The sequence below is a fragment of the Cognatundibacterium luofuense genome (assembly GCF_018139685.1).
GTDB lineage: Bacteria > Pseudomonadota > Gammaproteobacteria > Burkholderiales > Burkholderiaceae_D > Undibacterium > Undibacterium luofuense.
Genome location: NZ_JAGSPN010000001.1, coordinates 126,520 through 148,547 on the forward strand (window position 1 = coordinate 126,520; position 22,028 = coordinate 148,547).

14 protein-coding genes and 1 pseudogene are annotated in these 22,028 nt (G+C 48.3%); 4 read left to right on the forward strand and 11 right to left on the reverse strand.

Annotated features, from left to right (window positions below; translation table 11 throughout):
• Positions 1-168 precede the first annotated feature (168 nt).
• Positions 169-1,020: a hypothetical protein gene (locus KDM89_RS00575; protein WP_212686018.1), complete on the forward strand. Its 852-nt coding sequence runs from the start codon at positions 169-171 to the stop codon at positions 1,018-1,020.
• A 579-nt stretch (positions 1,021-1,599) separates the two neighbouring features.
• Here KDM89_RS00575 and KDM89_RS00580 read toward each other — a convergent pair.
• From KDM89_RS00580 to KDM89_RS00600, 5 genes are all read right to left on the reverse strand, one after another.
• Positions 1,600-2,196, reverse strand: a complete 597-nt coding sequence (locus KDM89_RS00580; RefSeq protein ID WP_212686019.1) for a lasso peptide biosynthesis protein — start codon at positions 2,194-2,196, stop codon at positions 1,600-1,602.
• 709 nt (positions 2,197-2,905) lie between these two features.
• A complete protein-coding gene (locus KDM89_RS00585) occupies positions 2,906-4,183 on the reverse strand; it encodes a Wadjet anti-phage system protein JetD domain-containing protein (protein ID WP_212686020.1) in 1,278 nt (425 codons plus the stop codon).
• 2 nt (positions 4,184-4,185) lie between these two features.
• Positions 4,186-7,602: an SbcC/MukB-like Walker B domain-containing protein gene (locus KDM89_RS00590; RefSeq protein WP_212686021.1), complete on the reverse strand. Its 3,417-nt coding sequence runs from the start codon at positions 7,600-7,602 to the stop codon at positions 4,186-4,188.
• The gene (locus KDM89_RS00595; RefSeq protein ID WP_212686022.1) at positions 7,599-8,255 is read right to left on the reverse strand and encodes a DUF4194 domain-containing protein; all 657 of its coding nucleotides are present in this window, start codon (positions 8,253-8,255) and stop codon (positions 7,599-7,601) included. The genes KDM89_RS00590 and KDM89_RS00595 overlap by 4 nt, the downstream gene beginning before the upstream one ends.
• Positions 8,245-9,672 (reverse strand): Wadjet anti-phage system protein JetA family protein, encoded by a 1,428-nt coding sequence (locus tag KDM89_RS00600; RefSeq protein WP_212686023.1) that lies wholly within the window; start codon positions 9,670-9,672, stop codon positions 8,245-8,247. The genes KDM89_RS00595 and KDM89_RS00600 overlap by 11 nt, the downstream gene beginning before the upstream one ends.
• Before the next feature lie 110 nt (positions 9,673-9,782).
• Between KDM89_RS00600 and KDM89_RS00605 the strand changes: the two genes are divergently transcribed.
• The 3 genes and pseudogenes from KDM89_RS00605 to KDM89_RS00615 all read left to right on the forward strand — a co-directional run bounded on the left by KDM89_RS00605 (position 9,783) and on the right by KDM89_RS00615 (position 11,299).
• Positions 9,783-10,643, forward strand: coding sequence for a WYL domain-containing transcriptional regulator (locus tag KDM89_RS00605; protein ID WP_212686024.1), 861 nt, complete (start codon positions 9,783-9,785; stop codon positions 10,641-10,643).
• 106 nt (positions 10,644-10,749) lie between these two features.
• A pseudogene (locus KDM89_RS00610) lies at positions 10,750-10,961 on the forward strand (transposase); the annotation flags it as partial.
• 101 nt (positions 10,962-11,062) lie between these two features.
• Positions 11,063-11,299, forward strand: coding sequence for a hypothetical protein (locus KDM89_RS00615; protein ID WP_212686025.1), 237 nt, complete (start codon positions 11,063-11,065; stop codon positions 11,297-11,299).
• Positions 11,300-11,336: 37 nt separating this feature from the next.
• On the opposite strand, the gene KDM89_RS00620 is transcribed toward KDM89_RS00615, so the two are convergent.
• From KDM89_RS00620 to KDM89_RS00645, 6 genes are all read right to left on the reverse strand, one after another.
• Complete coding sequence (locus KDM89_RS00620; RefSeq protein WP_212686026.1) at positions 11,337-13,127, reverse strand: hypothetical protein; 1,791 nt, start codon at positions 13,125-13,127, stop codon at positions 11,337-11,339.
• A 21-nt stretch (positions 13,128-13,148) separates the two neighbouring features.
• On the reverse strand, positions 13,149-15,839 hold the full coding sequence (locus tag KDM89_RS00625) for a TrlF family AAA-like ATPase (RefSeq protein ID WP_212686027.1): 2,691 nt from the start codon (positions 15,837-15,839) through the stop codon (positions 13,149-13,151).
• 198 nt (positions 15,840-16,037) lie between these two features.
• On the reverse strand, positions 16,038-16,931 hold the full coding sequence (locus KDM89_RS00630) for a nucleotidyltransferase domain-containing protein (RefSeq protein ID WP_212686028.1): 894 nt from the start codon (positions 16,929-16,931) through the stop codon (positions 16,038-16,040).
• Positions 16,932-16,942: 11 nt separating this feature from the next.
• A complete protein-coding gene (locus tag KDM89_RS00635) occupies positions 16,943-17,893 on the reverse strand; it encodes a patatin-like phospholipase family protein (RefSeq protein WP_212686029.1) in 951 nt (316 codons plus the stop codon).
• Positions 17,894-18,296: 403 nt separating this feature from the next.
• Entirely contained in the window at positions 18,297-19,601 is a 1,305-nt protein-coding gene (locus KDM89_RS00640) for a hypothetical protein (protein WP_212686030.1), read from the reverse strand.
• 579 nt (positions 19,602-20,180) lie between these two features.
• Positions 20,181-22,001: a hypothetical protein gene (locus KDM89_RS00645; protein WP_212686031.1), complete on the reverse strand. Its 1,821-nt coding sequence runs from the start codon at positions 21,999-22,001 to the stop codon at positions 20,181-20,183.
• Positions 22,002-22,028 lie beyond the last annotated feature (27 nt).

The following is a 22,028-nucleotide window of genomic DNA, read 5'->3' on the forward strand; positions in this document are numbered from 1 at the left end:
CTCTCAAAGTCACCAGAAGGTAGGCAACTATGCTTAGCCTGCTTGAGAGATGGCCTCGTTACTTGTCCTTGTTGCAGTAATCTTATGCCGGCTGGAAGGGGAAAGCGCTGCGAGAATTGTTATTGGAGAGACACGTACCTGAAGCGGCTAAAAATAGACGAAGCAGGTTTGTCGAGTCCGGAATTTGTTGAGATATTTCACAGATTTGGGGTTTGGCTTATCGGGCAGATTCCAGCGAAAAAAGCAGCATTGACTATTCATGGCTACTTCCCATTTTTCTATGAGATTGAAAAACGCTGGGGCAAAATTCCATCATACGAGCAGCTTCTTGTTCATTTCACTGCGGAAGGCCTGCGTCGCGTCCGGCTCCCAATGCGTTGGTTGTCAGAAACGTTGCAAGTCAGCATTAATGCGATGGAGCGTGAAATTGCTTCAGATCGCCGTCGTATCGCTGCTATCATGGCCTCTATTCCGATTGAAACTACAGCGGCAAAAATTCTGAATTCTTATAATTTGGAACTACAGTCTAGGATCGCTGCAGGTCGCCTCTCAATCAGATCTGCCCGCTTAGCACTTCGTCCTGCTGCATCGTTGTTAGCTAGTTGCGAAAAAATAGGCAATAAATTACCTAAACAAAATACGTTAGACAGTTATCTACTCAAAACTCCTGGCCAAAAAGCCTCGATTTTCGGATTCATAAAATTCTTAAATAGACGTTATGCGACAAATCTTGTTATTCAGGTAAATGCACAAAAAACAATTCTCCTTCGCCGCAAGCAGCTTGAGACGGAATTGATTAGACTTCTTGAAAGCGGGAAGTGCGATGATACATTTGAGGAGAAATGGATTTCAGTGTCTTTATCATTTTTTCATGATTTGCCATGGCGTAAAGTCAAAAACTTGAAACACTTTTCTTTGTCGACTGATGCAGATGGGAATTTTCTAGTCTCCTTGAGTGGGAAGACGTATTTTGTACCGCATTGGAATTTTCGATCTTGTAGTAGTCAACTCGAAAATTAACAGACGCTAAAAGTAGAATTTTCTCGTATGAGCTTCCCCTGAAATTTGGTTCCCCAAAGGTGACGTAAAATCAACGAAACTTTGGAAAGGCAAATTTGTACAATCGGCTCTGAGTAATGCAAAAAATGGGACGCCGGATCAATGGTGAATTTTCCGTATCAAATATAGCGAAAATTCGAATACTCAGACTTTTCTTTTATTCCCAACTGCTGTGACATAGTTTTAGCATCAGGCAGAGCCTTCACTTAGTGTCGGGAGCGCCAACGGAACTTGTAATTCACATTGAAAACAAGAGGTTCTCGTAGAAGGAAAGTGCGGTTTAATACCTTTGTCCTCCAGAGCTTCTAAAATTTCGTCTCTTGTAAGCGTACAGTTGGAGGACAAATAGTTATCGGTGACATATACATGCCAGACCTGTACAAAATCGTTATCGTGAGGATTTAGAAAGACTCTTCGGTGATACCGCTCAGGGGGTGAAATGCCATTGCAAAAGCTGATAGGTGTATTAAAACCCTGAACTGGACTTGTTCGAAGGTGCTGACTACCGCCAATCATAAGTACGGTTTTCATAAATTTCTTTTAAGAGATTAAAGCGGTAATTTCAGAATAACGTCCGCCATGTGGAGCGTTTTCCAGGTACTCTTTGAATGTACGGTTTGCTACAATATTTCGCATACGTTCGTGCTCAATCATTTTTTTCTGAATGACGGCTTGTAATTGTGATTGCTCTTGCATCCACTTTAGGCCAGCTTGGGCAGCAGGGTCGTTGTGTTCATAGTATGTATAGGATGCTTTTCCATGGCGGATAACACGATCGTGAACGATTAATTCCCCAGTCGGAATCACATCAGATTGATCGCAGTAAGTCAAAGAAACATCTGTTTTTCGCCCATTAAACTCGATCCATGCGTGTGAAGTCATGCCCTGCCAAAGGCCATCATTTACCCAACCAATAACCGGACGAAGATTTATTCCTTGGAGAGAAAGATGGTGTGTCATAAAAAATGCAAGATGGTAACAACCACCATAGAACTTACGGCCTCGAACTAGTCGTTCTTCTAGCCGAATTGCAATCTCTGCTACCAACTTTTCGTCGCTTGTTAAACTTTCCTGCCACGTTTTGAATTCGTTCTTTATTTTCGTTATTTCCTGTACCCGTCGCTTTGCTTCGCCCATATTTAATCCTCAAATGTTTCCCATATGCGCCATATAGGGTTTTAATGGTAATCGTCCCCTTTTTAATGGACGATAGAAGTAGAAGGTGGGTGTAGCATAACCTATAACTTGAGATTCAGGGACGCATCCCTTGAGACATTAATAAGGGATGCCTTTCGATAGTACAGGTTTGTATTACTGGCTGTTGAAGGCGATTAAGTTGTAAGATAAATCAGATAAAGCTGAGATAAGTCAATTTGATAAGGGAGTTGACGCCTTCTATACGCTTGCTGCCGAAGCGCCGCACCTTCTGTACATAAGTATAGCTATACAGCCATTAAGTATTTTCATGATTTTTCTTAATAATCACCAAAAGGCCACATATTAATCTACGGCAATGTGCTACCCCTTTTTTTATCGATTTATTTGCTATTTTCCAATGATAGCGTCATCGTACTCCCCTTCCTCTGATTAATAAAATTTTTAGTCGGCCTAGTAATGTTGGCAGTACATGCTTCGCGTCAATTGACGGTTCCTTTACTTACGACGCGTAGACTTGCTCTGGAAAGGGATGTCCGGTTTTGCCTGGCATTTGTCTGTTATCGTAGAACTCTATCCTGTTTGACAGTCTGTATCGGATCAAGCCAGATCTACTACAAATTAGTTTATGAGTCGTAGCTTGCGTCAACAGTTTTACTGAGCCATATTTCCAAGATACTGACAGTGTTTCTTACCTACAATGAAATACCCTCGACGTTGTTGGCAGCTGCACTGGTATCGATTCTTGCTCAATTGCGGAGCGGTGCGCCTCGACCGATTGTGCTTCGGCACCCCATTTGTGGCGAGCGCAAATTGCAGTAATGACGCTAATCTCCGCGTCCGAAAGGCTCTTTCTGCTTGATGTTGGCGCGACGTTCATCAAATGAAGGCGTAGGACGTGTCCACACTGGTTGCAGTCTTCCGCCAACTTATTTGCAATGCGAAAGCCCCCGGCATCGATATCTCCCCAATGCCAGACGGCAGATTCTTCAGTAAGACTTGACAATGCTTTACGATATACGCGGCGCCATGAAGGACTAGGCATGCCTCCTGTATACATCAACAGTATTGGGCTGCTGGACTTTAATACACATTGAAGATATTCAGCCGTTTCATGGAAGGTTGTGAGGTTTTCCACTGTCAACACTGTCATTGATTTCTGAGGAAGATTCACGGCGACTACAGCTTGAGGGGGGAATCCCAGATAGGGCGCGGCGACGCTCACAGAGGCATCTGCAAGTTGGACGATCACCCGATTGCACTCCCCTTGACTGGCCGCCATGAGCAGTGTCGGGGGAAATTTGACCAGTCCCATTTCTTGAAAAATTTCCTCCTCGTTACGGGGCAAGCCAGTGGTCTTTCCTTGAGTTAATACGTCAATAAGGTGTGAAATGCCTTCTATGCGCTTACTATCAGAAAATAACGCAATGCTAAGTCTTTTTATCGGGGTATCTGTTTGATTGTCTTTTGATGTTTCACGGCAGGCATTGACTACGCGAATAGCATCAAGCCAGTCTTGAATCGCTTCTTTACTGGGTCTCGTTGTGCGGACTGGTGCGCCCTTGCGCCATGTGTCTAAGATATTCGACAGAACTGGATGTGTATTCAAGTATGGCGCGAATGCCATAGCAGCAGCATTAGTTGTGTCCCATCTAGGTGTTACTCCAAGTACTGTGGCCAAGGTATTTCCATCTACTAGGCGGATATGCTCAATACGCTCAAAGTTACCAGCTCGGGTATCCCACTTTATGCTAATGGCTCCGTCACGTTCTGCGAGCCTCAAGGCTGCGTTGCAAGAGGTTTTTTCCGCGTGTGTTACTATTCCCAAATAGTCTGGGAAGGAGGATTGGTTAAACCGTACCTGGATCGTTCTCGCGAAGGAGTTGTTACTATCTGTCGCTGATTTTCCTGCGACGTTTTCTGCAGAACACAATAGCTTCTCAAGCGCTTTCTTTGCTGTGATGTTCATATCTAGATCATCGAAAGTTGCTGCATCTTCTGTTCGACCAGGTGCGGATGCATCTCTGGGATGTCACTTTGCAGTAGTGTCTTTGCAGCCTCTTTGATCTGAACATGAGAAAAGTAAGCATCGGCACCATTGTCTGGCCGGAAAACATCATAATAGCTGTCTAACACAGGAATCAGCTTGCCCACATCGGTGTCCGGGCCCGCCAAGATAAGTTGCAGTCCTAGTGATTTGAGAAACTCGGCTGTTACAAAGGAGTTTTGAGCATCCATGCCGTAGAAAGCTTCATCGAGAAGCATTAACCCCGCACCTCGATGTTGAGCCCCTGGCTTAATTCGATACGCGGAAGCTAGCGCTGCACCAGCGATTACATAAAATGGTACGCGGTGCTCTCCGTTGGATGCAACACCCATCCGTTTGCTCAACTTATCCACCACCATGCCATTAACGATGATTTTCAGGTCAAAGTTGAACAGTAGGCGGTAATCTTCCAAAGGGTTGTTTCCCTTATCGTCACCGCTTTCGCAAGCTTCCAATAACGTGACCAACTTGCCTTGTGTCCCATCGTTGTCTGTGGCGTCGAGGAATGATGGTTGTCCCGCATCTGCATCACTTAAAATCAATTCGTAGAGATCGCGGTGCATAGGAGATATTTCGTGGGAAAAGCGGTAGCGCTCACCACCAGTAAATTCGGGACATTTGTCGAGGATGCGATTGAGATCACCTATTTCCTGCTGTACTCGGTGAATAGCCTCGCGCATTTTGAATTTCACGTCCGCTTTGAAAGCCTGTTCGGCGGCAGATCGAGCTTGTGCTGCATCGCCTTCATATTCGGAAAGGGTAGAATTCACTAGGCGCTGTGTATGTGTGGAAACCCATACGGCTGCAAGGCGCCAATCAGAACGCTCTTCGACGAGTGCGATCGCTTGCTCGTTGATGTAGGTAATGAAATCGGCATGAACTTGAGGTTCGTCTGTGCTGATGCGCTTGTTTGCATGAATAATTTTTGAAGCGAGATGCTCCATCGCTGCAGAGACTCCAAGTTGCACATTCTTGGATTGGCACTCGTTGTAGAGAGTAGAGGCCGCTTCAGCATCATAGTCCTGTTCCTCGTGGGCCATCTGGCATTTCGCGGATAGGTCAATAAATTGGAGCTTGGCGGCATCACGCTCAATTACTTTAACTCGATTTGCCTCAGTTTTGGTTGCAAGAAGTTCTGTCTGGTCTAGAACAGCTTGATCTGCAGCTTGCCTAGCTATGGTCGCTGCTTTGAGCTTTTCTGCCAACGACTGTGCTTTTTCAGACGAGGAGATTGCACCAGCTGCTGACATAGTGACGAACGCGATATTCATAGCATCGATCGCCGCTTCGTATTCCTCAATAGTATATGCAGTAATAGCGCTCTGCAATTCTTCAATAGCCGTCTTGGTTCGATTGCGAATACTCTTTGCATCAATCCACGCACGGTCAGCTTCGCGAAGCTCATTTTCAAGACCAATTCGTTCCACGGAAGAAATTTGTACGCCAAGCGACCAAAGTTGTGGCTCGATGAGGCGCAATCGCGTGGTACCACCATTGGCACTCAACATACCATCCTGTGTCATGGAACGTGGGTGTTTTTCCAAATCTTGTTCACTCTCTACTTGCCGTAGAGCCCCAAGCATGCGTCGTAGAAAGGCAAGCGCCACAGGGTGGTCGCCGGTGATCAGTGCTGCAACAGAGTTGGATTCATAGTGACGATGTAGATCTTCTTGTAAGTGCCGCGGCTGCACAACCGTCACGCCATAAAGTGGGCGGCGCGAAGCTCGGAGCAGGTGTACAGCATCTTGCTCACGCCCCGGATCAACGACCAATGCGTAGCGATTGCGAGCCAAAAAGGACTCAATAACTCCTTGCCACTTTACATCCGTAATTCGTACGAGGCTTGCTACCGTTGCACAATCGATATCTTCCGAACGGAAAATTGACATCGCCTCGCTAATACTGTCATCCAATTCAAGTCGCATGCCTTTGGCGCTAGCTTTAAGACGTTCATTGGCTGATTCGTAGGCGCGTTTGGCTTCGTCTATTGCAATAAGCGCAGATTCATCATACTTAAACAGGTCAGGCTTAATTTTTGCCAACGCGGCGAAGGCTTTGCCGATCAGTGAGGTACTGGCAATTGGCCCTGAAGCAGCATGTTCATCTAGTTGCTCGACGAATTCTCGGAATACCAACGAGTCTGTATGTTTGCGGAATTCTAACTCTGCAGCGACAGCACTTAAAGCAATTCTGACTTTGTTTTCTATTTTTAGGAGCGTCCGCTTGCTACTCTCAGCTGCTTGTCGGTTCAGATTTCCGATTTGATCAGCCTGGATTGATTTGAGAATTTCAGGATCTGATGCCTGTTGTCTGATTAAATCCTCAACGAGGCCTTTCATCAACTCAGTATCTTTTTTTAGCTTTGTAAGGTTACTTTGCCCGGTTCGAATTTCATCCCCAAGTCGATCCAACTCCATCCCAAGATTTGACAAATTCGTGTCTGCGGCTTCAACTTGAAGCGTTAATCTCACTGCAGCAGCTACCGCCTTTTGCTGGTGAAAATGTCGAACTGATTCAAACCGTTTTCCAATGCTTTGTAGTCTAGCAATCTGGTTTTTTATCTCCTCAATCTTTCGTGCAAGTAGACGCATTGTCTTGATGTGCAAAAGTGTCCCTTGCTTGTCTATAGGAGTAGATTCCACCAGATATTTGCGAAGGAATACTCCCACGCCATCCACTTGCTTAAGGTTGATGCTGTGTTTAAGCGCTCGCAGGAATTGATTGCGGTCTATATGACGTTCTGGATCTTGAATGCTATGGAGCAATTCTGAAAGATAAGCCTCGGGCTTGGTCGTAATCGTTGGCGTGAGTCCGACCCCTTTTGCCTTGCCCCGGATGAGCGCTTCGAATTGCGCCCAATCCATCGGAGCTCGACCTTCTGCACCCCGGCTTTCCAGATGATCGTCCTGTTGAAGTTCAACTCCCGGTAGCACGTAAAGCCCTAAAACTTTGTGATCCCTGTCCGTCGCAGTGGAGTGAATGCAGATGCCAGCGCTGACAGTATCTGAAGGCTGATCACCTTTGAAAATGAGCGTAATGTAGGATAGCGCTTCCTCACGTTTTCGAGTGATTACGGATTGTTTTTGGTCTTCACTATCACCTGATCGCATCGCACCAAGAGCATAGTCGCGAAGCAGCCTTGAGTCTTTCTGAACTGATTGAGCGTTAAAATGCATGTGCTGCTTGTTTGCACCAACAAGTGCAATTTGAATTGCATCAATCAGTGTTGTTTTGCCGGCACCATTTGCGCCAATAATGCCGGTACAGTCCTTATCAAAGACGAAAGATTCGACATCCCAGAATGAAAACTGGATGACATGGAGTTTTTTTAATTTTTTCATTGTCGTCTTTGATCCGGTGAGATATTGGTTTCAGTTTCTAATGGTTCATTGCCCACCAGACTGGCTTTCAGACTGGCACCGAAGCGGTCAATTGCTTGCTCGCTGAAAATGTCAGCGATGGCTGGCAGAATTGATATCGCGAAGGGTTGCGGGTCTCCATCGTTGAGTACCTCGCTATCTTCCATAGCTAAACCTCGCGATCGTGAAGTTTTAAGCAATGTCCTTAGATCTCCGCCTCCTTTATTGAAATCCAGCTTTGTCAGCTCTTTGAAGACGGTTTCAAATTCCTCTATTCCTACAATAGCTTCGTGCCGTTCATTGAGATCCCCAACGCTACCGCGCATGTGATATAGCTTTCTTAATGTAAGGAGAAACCGAGTTTCCTGAATGTCCATCATTGCTAGTTTTGTGACATCCTGTCGGACAAAGCAGTATTCCTGCTCATCTTTGAATACTAATGTCAGGCCCATTAGATCTGCGGCTTCCATGAACTCTCTGCGGTACATACTAATTATTCGGTACGAAACAGCCTGTCGACGAAACCGTGCATACAAGCACTGGCTAACAACCAATTGGTATAAGGCTTGTTTGAAATCGTCGACAATGTATGTTCCTTCTGACGATTCAGCGAGATCGTTCCAATTACGGGGCATAGTTTTCTTTCCTGGAGATGCTGAAATTAGGGGTAATGAATAAGTCAGTTTCCGCTTTTTCTTTGTCGTTTGTATTTAACTTTGCATTAAACCCGAGCCTCTGCATCAACGGATTTCTATTTCGATGCGAAGTGCGTTCTGCTTGCGCTGCGATGCGCATTAGACCTAAATACGACACAGCATCACGCACCTCTTTGATGGGAATTTCTGTAGCGTTCAAAGTTTGCCCCGGCTCCAGGATCGATTCAATGAACCGCTTAGCTGCCGCTGGGGACATATCGCGGCTGGCGATCATAGCTCTGCGTAGTTCGTGCATTGCTTTTTGTTGCAACGTTAATTCACGTTTGAGCATTGTTAGGCGCTTTGGCTTAATGGGCGCAGGTCGAGGTAATTGCAGACGGGCTTCGGAAACAATCGGTGGAGCTGGCAGCAATCGTCCTTCGATCTCAAGTCCAGCTTTCTCCATCCTTGTCATAGTGTTTAGCGTATCTTCAATAGCGTACTCGAGTCGGTCGGATGCTTTAAGCCGATAGTTGATGAAGGCCAAGGCACGCTGCGTTGCGGCTTCCATAACACGATCCATACGCTCAAGGAAAGTCTCAACATCCAGTAGACGTCGAAAACGATCTACGTCTCGATCGAGCGCCAACTCGGCTTCGACAGGAGATAAGCCTGACGTTTCTACATATCCCGTTAAAATCTTCGCGCGCTGAATCTCGTTGGAAGTGACCTCAGTAACTAAGTGGATGATTTCAAATCTCAGCGATAGCGGATGATTTTCGGTACGCAGCTGCTTGAAATCGCGCACGTACAACTCGCCAATATGTTCTGCAAAAAAGCGTTTGATGAACCCGGGGGTCGTATTTTCCTTAATTAGATCCTTCATTAAGTCCCGAGCGCGAATTGTAGTTGCGTTCAATGAGTTGATCATTCGGGCGCACACTTGCGCCGCTGTTGCAAATCCTGCGGCCTGGCCCTGCGGATCCTTTTGGACACTTTGCAGTTGACTGTAAACCAGCTGGATGCTTCCCCCGATGTGTTGTGGGTCTTCTGTAGCGAACTGCTGCAATGTTTCGAAGAAGCGCATAACCGTTGGGCGCATGCTGATGAAGGTTCGCATGCCGATCTTTTCTTTAATCAGCCAGCCAGTATCGGAGAGACGGGTTACAAGTTCTGCCGCTTTAGCGGCAATAGGAGTATCGGTAATTTCCTCTCCATCATCCCAATCGTGGTCAAGCAAGAAGCGTTCAACTTCTTTCGTTACTTGATCGAGTAAATATCCGTCGGGAAATGGAGGGACAGAGTCTGGGCCGAAAAACCGTTCCGATAGGCGGACAAATAGCTCCCATGTTCGCCTGTTGTTGCGGCCGGTCAAAGGATTAAAGATGCCAGGAGGCAGCCGATCAAACAGGTTCATGTAAATAATTATCCTTGAGTATAAATTATCCTTGAGGATAAATTATACTACAGTATTAATTATGGTAAAGTATAATTTGTCATACAGTTCAATTAAAGCAAATGAATAATTTGAAACAGATTCAAACGTCGCCAAGTTCGACTGAAGATGCAAGTTCCTCGCGTCTTGTGGATCTTGAGCAGTTGATTCACTGGGAAGGCGAACTTTCGAACGAACGTATACGAGAGCTGCTCGGGGTAAAGCCCGTCTATGCTAGCCGTCTCATGTCCGGCCTTATGAAGTTAATGATAGGTCGAGCCGAGCGCGCATCGGCACACGCACCTCTCAAGATGCTTTATGGATCCTCAAAAGATCAATTACCCCGATCCCCAGACACATATCTGCACATATTAAACGGGCTGCCTGGAGCGCCACTGATCTCCGGAGTTGGCGTCGTAGATGCACGAATGGATCTTTCACTGATTTCGCCGGCAATATTTTCTGTGATTTTTCGGGCTATCAAGCGTCAACAAGGACTACGGATCAACTATAGGTCGATGAATCATCCACTTGGAACTGAGCGTCTTGTGTTTCCGCACGCATTGGTTAGAGCACCTCGACGCTGGCATATGAGGGCTTGGTGCGCAGAGCGCTCAGATTTCCTTGACTTCACATTGGGACGAATTTCTACAGCGGTGTCGGACAGTACCTCTTGTCAGGCTATCGGCAGGATCAGAGAACAAGACACTGGGTGGATGAATGTAGTCGATTTGTTGATTGCTCCTCATCCTAGTTTAAACGAACATCAGAGACAAATGATTGCCTGCGAGTTTTTCCCCGGTGCTGCTTCTTTGAGATTAAAGGTTAGAGAGTGCCTTGCTCCCTACATTGTTCAAGACTTGCGTCTTGCTGTGGATATAGGCAAACAAACACCTCCCGAATACCAGCTGGCACTGCTGAATGGCGATTCACTAAATTTAAGCTTTAGTTAAATTAAATTTGTGAGGTAGTTGTGACCAGATCCCTAAGATTAGTGCGATAAAGATGTAGAGTCTGCCTGTAGAAGGTAGTATTAAAAAGTGATTTACGGAAACCAAAATCATCGGCGTCTTAAAGGAGGCGGACGCCGGAAAAAAAGTGGCTGACCTTTGTCGCCAGCGCGGCATCAGCGAAGCCACCTACTACAACTGGAAAGCCAAATTCGGCGGCATGACTGCGTCTACTATGCACAGCGACTCAAAGCTCTGGAAGCCGAGAGTACGCAACTCAAGCACCTGCTGGCGGAATCGATGCTCGATAACGCAGCTTTAAGTTCGGCTTTATTTCATTCTTAAACAGACAATATGCGACAAACCTCGTCGTTCGAGTAGATGACCGAAAAGCGGTGGCCAGGCGTCGCAAGCAACTCGAAGTGGAAATGATCAAACTTCTTGACGACAGGCAGCGCGACGATGCATTCGAGGCGGAGTGGATATCAATTTCGCTAGCGTATTTCCATGGTTTGCCACGACGTGTTAGCAAAAAATTAAAACACTTTTCGTTGTCGACTGATGCAGATGGCAATTTTTTAGTCCTCTTAAATGGGAATGCATCCTTTGTGCCGCAATGGGATTTTCGTTCTGGGGCTGACGGCCCAAGTGCGATATGACCTTTCTCTGAGAGCTAAAATGAGAACTAGATAGTGCTCACTTATCGCCTAAAATGTAGCTTTCATCCATTTCGGGATGGGGCACAAAACGAGGGGTCAGGATATAAATGTCTTCGATGTGTGGGAGCGCATCTAAACGATCCAAAGCTGCGTTGATCCGAATGCATTGCTCTGAATTTATATAAAAGCGCTCACTATCCAGCCAGTTCCTGGGCTCCCTGTAGTTTTCTCGCGTCGCCTGCTCGAGCAAGGCGATATTTTTCTCGATCAATGGCCCGCTAATCATTGGCCGAAGTTGGGGAATTAAATCGACCGTGCCATCGTCCGACACTACGATCGCAAGTCTCTTATTAGCACCAGCCCTCACGTAACGCACTCCAGAGTTGTATCGCGATCCTCTGGAAGGTGTACATTGTTCACTTGCATCACCATCCAGAATCATACCGATCGCGTGGCAATTACCGAGTGGATCCAGCATGATCGTACCGTCAATACCGCTAGCGCTCCGGAGTAGTTCTGTTGTTAAATGAACGGGTTCGATGCGGGTTCCTTGTGCGCTAAGGCGCTGGGATTCAGTTGCAACATCGGCTGCTACTACGATCATGCTGCCATGTCTTTGCTGCATTTGAACCATCATCATTGACCACAAATGGTGCGCATCTTCTACTTCTGAATGAGGAAAAAGACGGCGATAGTTTGCGATGAAGTGATCCTGATTGAATGGTTCCTTGGGCAAGCGGGGTATGGAATAGTGGCTACGGAGCAGAACTTGCTTATGGTAGCGAAGCTCCCAATGGTAATGGTCAATGAAACGGACGTTAAAACCGCTGCGTTCGTTTGCAGAGCTATCCATCTGAGGGGTTCCAATGCCGTAGATATGGTCACAGTCGCTGACAATTGATACTCCGTATTTCGCCATTTCTAAGACTTTACGTACCCAACGTGGTTCGCGTAGTGAAACCGGTTCAGAAAATTTTGCCACATATTCAACTCGGTCTTGGTCGACATTGATGAGCTTCAATTCGCCGGTTCCTTTTGCCCCTTCGTACATTAGGGAAGACACAAGATTCAACACGTCAAAAAGATCATTCCTGTAGTGGCGGGCGTTTGTTGAACTCCCTGCTGTCCATAGGAAATTTCGTGCTGCGATACGTACGATCTCCTCAGCGGATCGTATATTGCCACTGAAATTTCTTCCAGCTTCATCGCCCTCAAGCGCTTCTGACGCTTCGCTAAGGATGGCCTGCATTGATGCATGGATCATCCCGCGGTGTCCAGGCCTGTCGTGGTCGTTTCGTCTCTTCCAGAGAGGGAGTAACGGATACTGTTCAAAGATATTATTTGATAGCTGGATGACCGGGGTGACATAGTAGTCATCAACACATCGGGATTGGCCGCAAAACGACGTAACGTTGTTTTTCTGATCGTAGGGTTCGAGAAATCGTTGGATGCAGTCCCGAACTGAGTCTCTTCTTGCCCACTCAAATTTTTCTCTGTTAGCGCGAGGATCCCCGTAAACCATACGGAGCTGATCGTGATTTTTGTATGTACTCTCGATGGCGGGTAACAGGTCTTCAAATAAAGCAATGCTCCATTTGCCGTCCTCAGGCTCGATACATACCGGATGAACTCTTGTACCTTCCGGGCGTCGTGCTCCAACCAGCAGCACTTCTACTTCAACATCCGCGCCGATCGCTTTCAGCACATTTTCTGCCAGATATTTGAGACCCGAACGGAAGTGTGGTTGATAGCCCCACATAAATAACGTTATATTTTTCCCCACCATCACTCCAGTTTTTACATCGGTACGGCGTGTTTCGCCAATCATTCCATAGTTGTATGGCGGCGGCTAGCTCAGAAAGCCATACATTTTTGACCGTCGTGTGAACGCTTCCTTTGCTCCCTCCAGGATGGCACAGGCTGCATCACGCGTATCTGTTCGATCTATCGATCCACGAGAGACAATCTCCGCGCGATCATTGTTGGCCTTCATGACGATGATCTGTTCTGCATCTCCCAGCACTGCCACATTAGCGTTATGGGTGACGATAATTACTTGGCGTCTCTCTTTCGCCCGTCGCAAAACGGGTACCAACGTGGAGTAGATAAATTCTCCGTCCAGATTGTCCTCCGGCTGATCGATAATGAGAGGCTTATCACTGTTCGCTGAAAGCATCAGCGCAAGAAGAATGGACTGCTGCTGGCCGAGCGATAACTTCGAAAACTCGCGCTGCATCGTTCGCGTTCCGCCGGCGCCGTCGGGTACCTGTTTGCTAACTTGCAGCTTTGGAACATCGTAGAGTGCTACACGTTCCAGTGCGAAACGTACAGCTTGGACAGACAGCCGATCCAACACAAGCTTTGCCTCGGTCAAATCGAAGACCTGAGCGCCTTCTTTTGTAAGCAACTTCGTGAGCGGTGACGGATCGTTTGCCTGTATCGCTTCCAGCAAATTTGGCACAGTGAGACCTTCGACTAGGTAGCTTGCGCGTACCTGTTGATTCGTGCGCCAGTTCATCGCCGCAATGATCTGTTCAGAAGCCTCAGGGGAACAAGCGCTGCTTGTGTACTTTAAGCTTACCTGAAGATCGGACAGAGATTCCCTGAGCGTTTTTGTGGCCATGCGTCCGAAGGATTCACGCTGAATGGCAATCCGGTCGCGCGCAGCGCGTCGACGACTCAGCGCAGTCAGCCGATTACGTCGTGCGGCCTTCAAATTTTCGTTCCACGCTTCGAGGTTTTTTAGAGTCGCTACCAAACTTGCCTCATCGTTTGCTAGCTTAGTGATATACGACATATCAAATGTAATTTTGAGAGATTCCAGCTCCTTCTTCTTTGCGTCGATTTTCCCTTGCGCCTCTGTGTCCTTCAGCTTCCATGCGTTCGTCTGCACGGTGACGGCCTTTTCCAACGCTGTTGCACCGGCAGTTATTTTTGCTTTTGCGTCGACCACCAGTAATTTGAAGGTGTCTACCTCGGTGACGATCGTTTCAAATTCTTTCTGACCAAGCGCCAATGATTTTGAATCCGCCAGGCCTGCAATTTCTTCCGCTGCCGTCGATTGGGTTGCGAGGTCGCCGCTACCTTTAAGTTGCTTAAGCTTTACCACAATCTGGGTTCGAAGTTCACGTTCGGTGGCCAGTTGCCGCTGAAGCTTGATTAATGCCTGAACCTCCGCCTTTTGCATAGCCTGCAAGGCGTTGCGCGTCGTCTGAAGCTGGCGTTGGTACTGCGGAATCAATGCCACCTGCTGCTCCGCTTTTTCTATTTCTGTCTGCAGGGCCAGCAACTCATCGCGTGCTTCGTTCTCCTCTGCCAAAAGGGCTCCAAGATCTACAAATTTGTCGAGGTAGTTCAGCAGTGCCAGTGGATTGGATTGAGACTGCAAACTAATTCGTGCGGCGTCACCTTGCCCGAAGCAGTCTATGTCGAAGGCATTTGGTCCGCCATCTGGATCATCGACATTCTCTATGTCGCCTTCTTTATGTCGCGTCAATAGGTGCCGCTGCCCCGCTTTGTCCTGCCAGACGAGGTGCAGAACATCTGGCCATACTTCAGAATCGACGACTTTGCCAGGTTCATCTGCCGAGTCGATCAAACAGCGAACACTCTCAAAGGTAGTTGACTTGCCGGTGCCTCGACCACCGATGATACAGTTGAGATTCCGATTGAACTGAATGACTTGCTTGTCTAGGAAGCCGCCTTCCATTGCTACGCCAACGACATGGGGTACAGCTTGAGGTATGAGGTCCTCAATACGAACTCGTGCGTCGGCGTCTTCCAGTGCGATCCTCAGGGAGGCGAAGCTTCGTTCGTCCATTTTGTAGCGCGTAATCCGCTTGTCGTTAGATGCATTTCGGCCGAGTGCATTCAAAGAGTGAGAGTCCGAATTAACCACCCGGGCAAGATATTGCTTGGCTCCAAGACCAAGGCGCAAAATCCGTTCTTGCCCCATGTGGGCCCGTTCGACATGGTTGTCAAACGGCGAATAGTGGATCTCCGCTGATGCATGTTTGAGCTCAATGCCTGCCAGCGCCGGATGGCAAATAACATCCACCTTGTGCGGTGAAGCGCCAGGGGTGTCATGCTCAAAACCAGAGGGCACGTCCACGTGGGCAAGGATGCCGAACCCACCGTGCGTATTTGCCAAGGTCAGGCATTCAAGGATAGATTGCTGGCAGCGGGAAGTAGGCAGTCCAGAATCGACTATGCTCAGGCTGGCGAAAAATTTAATCAATCGAGGGAGGTCGGGAAGATAGCAAAGCAAATGCCCTTGGGCAGTCGATAGCTCGACACCTGGGATTACCAAGACACCGCTACTCTTCCCAGCCGCTATCGCTTGCTCGACATTTGAGATGTCGTTGTGGTCGGTGATTGACATAATGGCGATGCCTTCCGACACCGCAGTAGCCACAATATTCGCAGGCGTCATGGAGACGTCAGAGACGTCGTGCGAGGCTCCATGAGAGTGTATATGTAGATCTGCACGATAGAACATCGCGCCGGCTGGCTGGGCGTTGATCGTCGGGTAGTCGGACATGCTTTCTCCTTTGTGCATCTAGGTTTAACAAGCGATTCGGACATCCACCGATTTCCAACGGTACTCGGTATGTCACATCACCAAGACGTTTTCCGTGCTGCGAGGACAGCCGTTGCGCCGACATCGTAGGTTCATTCCTGCAGTGCTGAACCGGTGGCTAGAGCAGCGCGTTGGATCAGATCTCTAGCGCATTTGGGGCTACCACTTGTTCCAAAGCTTAATGGTCGCTTCGATAAATGCATCGCAATCCGCTTGATTCCAGCAAGTAGCGTAACCGTCGCGCAGCAAGTAGTACTGCTCGTTCGCGCACACCAAATTTCCTTTCGATGCGTCCCGTTGGTACCAGTTCAGCACATTCAATAAACACTCCTGGTAGCTGGACGAGAACTTCACATTTGGGACGTTGTAAAGCAAGCCTTCGATGTAATATGATGGCGCTGTTCCCGCTTTGATCAGGCCATCGCTTACCAAACGACTGCGTATATTTTTCAGCACACGTGCCATGGGCTTGAACCAATTGGCGGTGTTTTGGTGCTTGAGTGCCAGGTTGGTAGAGTGCTGCTTTGGATAGTTTGCAATCATGGCCCCATTACTGTCCCAGAAACAGATCCCTTCCATGTAGGCGGAACCTGTAACGGGGTTGAACCTAGAGTAGCGACGATATTGGATGGTGACTATCACATCGGCCTTACGCCGGGCGCCATTTGCGTCAATGGTAATCGCCTTATGGCCATCAGTCACCGCATCGCCGTACTGCGCGCGCAGTACGGCCAACACATCGCGTTTGAATTCGATGTGCGTATAGGTCGCGTCCTTGAACGTAGCTTTATACGCGATTCTTTCTTCATCGGTCAGGTCGGACAGGCCGCTCTGAAAGCAGTCATCCAGGCGAATGATGATATCTACATCGCTTTCAGCATAGATATTGGTGTCGTTCCCATATGACCCTTGCAGGAACACCTTAAAGTTCTTGTCCGCATACGGGGTCGTGTTAGCCTCCAACACATTCTTAATCGAATTGTAGGTCTCACTCGACTGGGTGATCGATCCTTGATGCGACCACGTTACCAGCTGGGTTTCCGGTATTGGCATCTTTTCCTCAGTTACATCAAAAACTCTCGCAGCTTCGTCTCGCGCGAGGCGAACGACTCTCGGCCGCGTTGAAACAGTAGGTCTAGTTTCTTGAGATCGTGCTCCAGCAAATCCGTGGCCATTTCGGGTGTTACGTACGCGTCGCTAATACGGATACTTGGGACATCGCTAAACAGAACTTGCCGTAGTTGGTCCATAGACTGCGTGTTGATCTCCAAGGTTTTTTGCAACAGCTGCACGCTAACCAAGTATTTCTTCGCCAACATCATCAGAAAACTTGGCTTGGGATCGGGATAGACTCCAACGCCGACACTGACGAGTCGAATGTCTTCAGGGCCCCGTTTGAGCGCGTGCACTGCGTCGGCAATCGCGTACAGCGTCGGATTGTTGGCGCAGTAGCCGCCATCAATAAGCTCGACATCCTCTCCCATTGCCGTATGAATAACTGTGCGTTCAAAAAAAGGATAGGCTGAGCAAGATGCTTTTACTGCATCGGCAATCGGGACGCCAAATCCCGGGACGAAGGTACCAGCCCGGCCATGCGCCTGGCTGACGCTACCCTTGAAGATCATCGGGCGTTCGGCAAGCCACCTCGCCGTAACAATACCGACCCCAGTTTTGACATCATCGAACTTCGCATCGCCGAAGACAGCTACCGCCAATGCCTTCAGTGCGTTGGACCTGGCTGCGGCGCTCTTCTGTGACATAACGGCCGGCACGTGGTCGCGATACAGTTTCAGGATGGCGTCGACGCTGTTCCCAAGCGCAATGAGGGCGGCAATAATTGCCCCGGTACTGGTCCCGAACACCAGATCAAATTTCTGGTGCAAGGGACAATCGCTCATGGCTTCAATCTCCTTGAGTACCCCCAAAGTATAAAAGCCCTTGGCTCCACCGCCGTCGAGGGTTAGCACGCGAAGAGGTCTTGTGTTTACGTGTGTTGATTCCTGCGCCTGATCCATGGATGTTTTCGCTACGGTTTAACTGTCAAGATGATAATTAACAAAGATCTGCAGACGTTAGCGTACAATTTTCGAAAATGCAACAATCAATGTTGATTTAACCAGCAAACGCGGAGACGTTCGGTCTTCTTGAAATTTTTCCTGTCGTCATATTTTTTATTGAATATAAGTGCAATACATTCAGACGACGATGCTTATCTCTAGGAAATTTTTAGCCTTATCTGGTGTCGACCTAATATATCTGCGTGCTGCGAGTGCTGATCACGATTGACCATCGTGCCGGTTGGAATTGACCATATAGCGGGCCCTGACTTGATGCCGCCAAGCGCTCTTCAGCTTTTGTCGTCCTTCGCTCCCGCACGGCTGGGTCTAATGAATGCTCCCAAGCAGTTGCCATTCGTTCTCAAAGAGAGAAGCATTCAATGCTCCCTGCTACGTTCGCGCTGACAGCACTCAAGCCGGGCTCAACGAGAGCAGTTTGAGACCGAGCCAGTAAGCCTCCCGCAATCTTCTGATGCAGCTTTGCGCTGACTTCGGGAGTCAGCCCGTCCCACCAGCTCGGCGTGCAGAAGAAGTTCTCAAGGTGCTCCAAGGCCAGCGCAAGCAGTGAGTTTGCCTTTTCTTGGTGCGGGATGGCCTTAAAGGAGTCCACGAGTCGGGCGGCGGCACAGTTTGCACCTCCGAACCAGCCAAAGACAACGCAGGTATTGTTGTCGCCCAGTTTTGTGATATTCAGTGCGATTTGGCTGACAGGCTGCCCCACATCTATTTCTTGAAGTTGAGCACCCGTGAAATCGAACTCCGGCATAAAAGCACCCGCTGCTGCGAACGGCAGGACCTTGTCAAACTCCACGCTGTAGAAGCTGAATTTACCTAAGTCTTGTGACTGGAAGGCCTCGTCGTACAGTGCCTTCATCAGGGTGAGGTCCTTGAGACCTTGCTCTATTCCAACCTGTTTCAGGTAAAGGAAGTTTTGAGCTATTGCCTGATTTTCGAACGAGATGCCATAGTCGATGAACTCCCTTTGCGCCACATTCGAGCGCAACTGGGAATCTTTGGTCGCTAACTCATAGGCGACTGCACGAAGTGAAAGCAGGAAGCAGTTGTTAGCGTCTAGTTTGGAGTTCACCTGCTCGACTGGCCGGAACAGTTCCGTGTCGTGATGGCTGCAGAAGCCGGGGAAGGTTGATGCTTGGCCAACGCCTATCTTTTCCATATCGACCTGACCAGCTCGCTTCTCCAAGTTTGCGAATGCCTTATGGGTAGAGTAAACATGACCGTTCTCGGAGATGGCACCTAGCCCTCCCCGACGTTGGATCGTGTGCGACTTTATGGAATCCGGCGATGAACAGGTCGTATTGGCCGCTTGCGGATGCTGGCACGATCCGGTAGCGTAATGCTTCAGTCGGTCCGCGTTGATCTTCCCAAACGGCAGAGGTTTTCGCTTCTCACGATCCTTATGGCAAAACTTCCACTTCTTGCCAGACTTGCACCAACAAGGCCCATATGCATTGAGAGGCTCCTCTACTGCCCTAAGTATGTTGAGTGCCCCAGCACTTTCTGCCACAAACGTGAAATCGTTCTTTGTTTCTAACATGTCTGGCATGCAGCCTCCCTCAGCCTTGAATTTCTGCGTTTCCACCTTTGCAAATATTATCACATGGTAGTTTGAAAACTCGTTGTCACAGGCCAAACAACCGAGCTGCATATGGAAATTTCCTGCCCATGAGTCGCGCTGCCCTTCGAATGCCCGGTAGTGGTCGCAGCAGCCACTCAAGCCTCCAACCACGAATTATTCTGTTCAGCTAATCCATTATTCTTCTTCATTGATCTGGCTCCGATAGCTAACATTGCATGCGTTTACAGCCATCCAAAGCCACTTCCTTGGCCTTTTTTTTGACTGGTTACAGAGTTTCGAATCCCAAATCGAGCAGCCTGAAAAGCGATTTTGGGTCGCTCCGATCACTCTTAATAGTAAGACGCTGCGCTCGTTCAAGCGTCAGCACCAGCTCGTGGCAGCGTTGCTCGATGACCTGGTTAATGTCTGTGCTGACATGGCTCACTCTATTAACGCTTTCTGTGCGGGTTCCCATTTGACGAAATCAATGTCTGAATAACGCAGGCCGGGCGACCGCAACCCAGCCAAAGGCATTTTTATTTTCATAAACATTTGGGATTCTTGGTTCCGACTTCAATACAAACTCTGCACTGCCACGCAATACGAATGCCTACGCCGAACCAGTTACGGACTGAATCACGGCACCGGTATCCGCCTTGTTGTCGATACCTATGTCTCCAGATCAGCCGGCGATGTTCGTCCTTTTAATTTCGCTATTGCCCCAAGTACTATTGACTCACATGGTAGGCAATCAGAAGCTAGGTTGCTTGAAAGGCGGTGCGAGAATGAGTCGGCTATACCTGGACAGCTTCCAGTTAATCGTTTAAATACTCCATTTTCATGACGGATTCTAGACAGGATTTCGCGTAACCAAGGAATAAGTTGATTTTCGTGAGTTAGACGAAAAATTAATCCTTGAAAAGATTCTTCCGCATCTTTTAGCTCACCATCATCGGCCGCGATTCTTTTTGGGCGGCGCATTATCTCCATAATATATGTTGGGCCGTCAGATTGCGTGAGTCGCGCGACCAGAACGCCTCGTAGCGATGGGATTGTTGGGTCCAAGTAAGGGAATCGACGCGCAGTAGCTGTGGCCTCAGCATCTTCGTCGAATGGTTCTAGTGCAATCATTCTTGGTGTTCGGTCTGAACTAAATCCATCTTTGAAAGTGAACCATGACAATGCTTGAATCAAATCAGGCCGGGTAGTTTGCAGCCGTAACATGGCTTCCCACATATCTCGCACCATCCCATGTGATTCAAAGACTGGCCTAGCATGGATTGATGCGTATCCCACTCCTTTTCCGCTACCATGTGTTTCACCACCAGATACTGTGGACGGCGTGGGTGTATCACTTTTCGGTCCCGCAAACGTGGTTGCTTGGTTAGCTCTTACATCAATTACTGCACGGGACTCCCCAAGGATTTCGAAGTCAGGGTCTTGGATCTCCATTGCGCCTGCTTCATGGTCCGGTTCCAAGTTTCCGGTGAGATCAACAATATCTGGATATTTTACGAGCACACGATCAGGCACTCCAGCCCAAGCTTCAGGGCTTCCTTCGGGGGCCGGCTTCTCTGCATCACGGCTATTCTCACGCGAACGCAAAATAAGCAAGCCTTGCGGGTCGCTCATTCCAACTACTTGCAGCGCTAAGAATGATTTCCCATTATCAAAAGGGATGCCGGCTACGCATAGCTCAGCTGGTCCTTCAAACCAAGGTGCCACCTTAATAAATGCAGGATACTTCTGTTGGGGATCATGCATTGCCTCAATTTGCGCGTATATACTCTTTGCTTCTCTCTGCGTATACGGGTCGTATTTTGTATGTGCGAGAAAAACCACGTCCCCCTTTACTAATCGTTTGCGCAGGCGTACTTGCCATTTTCCAGGCTCATCCGGCGTATCGAGTGGGGCATAGAGTCTTTCCATAACACTGTCGGCTTGCCCCTGCCATCTATATGTCGCCAAAATGCGTTTGACTTCGCCAGACCGTCCGTAGCACCGAGAGAAAAACTCGATGCATGGGATTAGCAGCTTCCCTCCATTTGCCAAGTCAAACTCGATAAGCCAATTTTGGTCGTTTTCATATTGAAGTTTAAAGGTCTCAGGCTCAAAAGGCGGTGCCTGACGCATTTTTCTGGCATGCTCTAAAGATGTGAAACGCCATGCGCCCGCCGTGAAGTCGACCTGGAACCGGTTTTTCGTCCATTGAGTTTCGGCTTGGCAGACGTCTCCCTTCCAGACTGAACCGATACGTACTTGACCAAGGGCGGTGAGCGGAATTCGACGTGGGATTACCTCGTCAGAGACAATGCCCGCAACCAATTTTCTAAATATCACAAGCACGTGTGGTTGCGACGAGTCCATCCTATTCTTATAGAAACCGGAATACCACCATGCAATTAAAGTATCGTTCCCGGCCAACAAGGATTCCTTTAGCCGTATTGCTTGATTAACACGTTTGAATTTCTGTTTGAATTGAATCGCCATAGGTATGCGTCATGTTGGGCTTCCTGC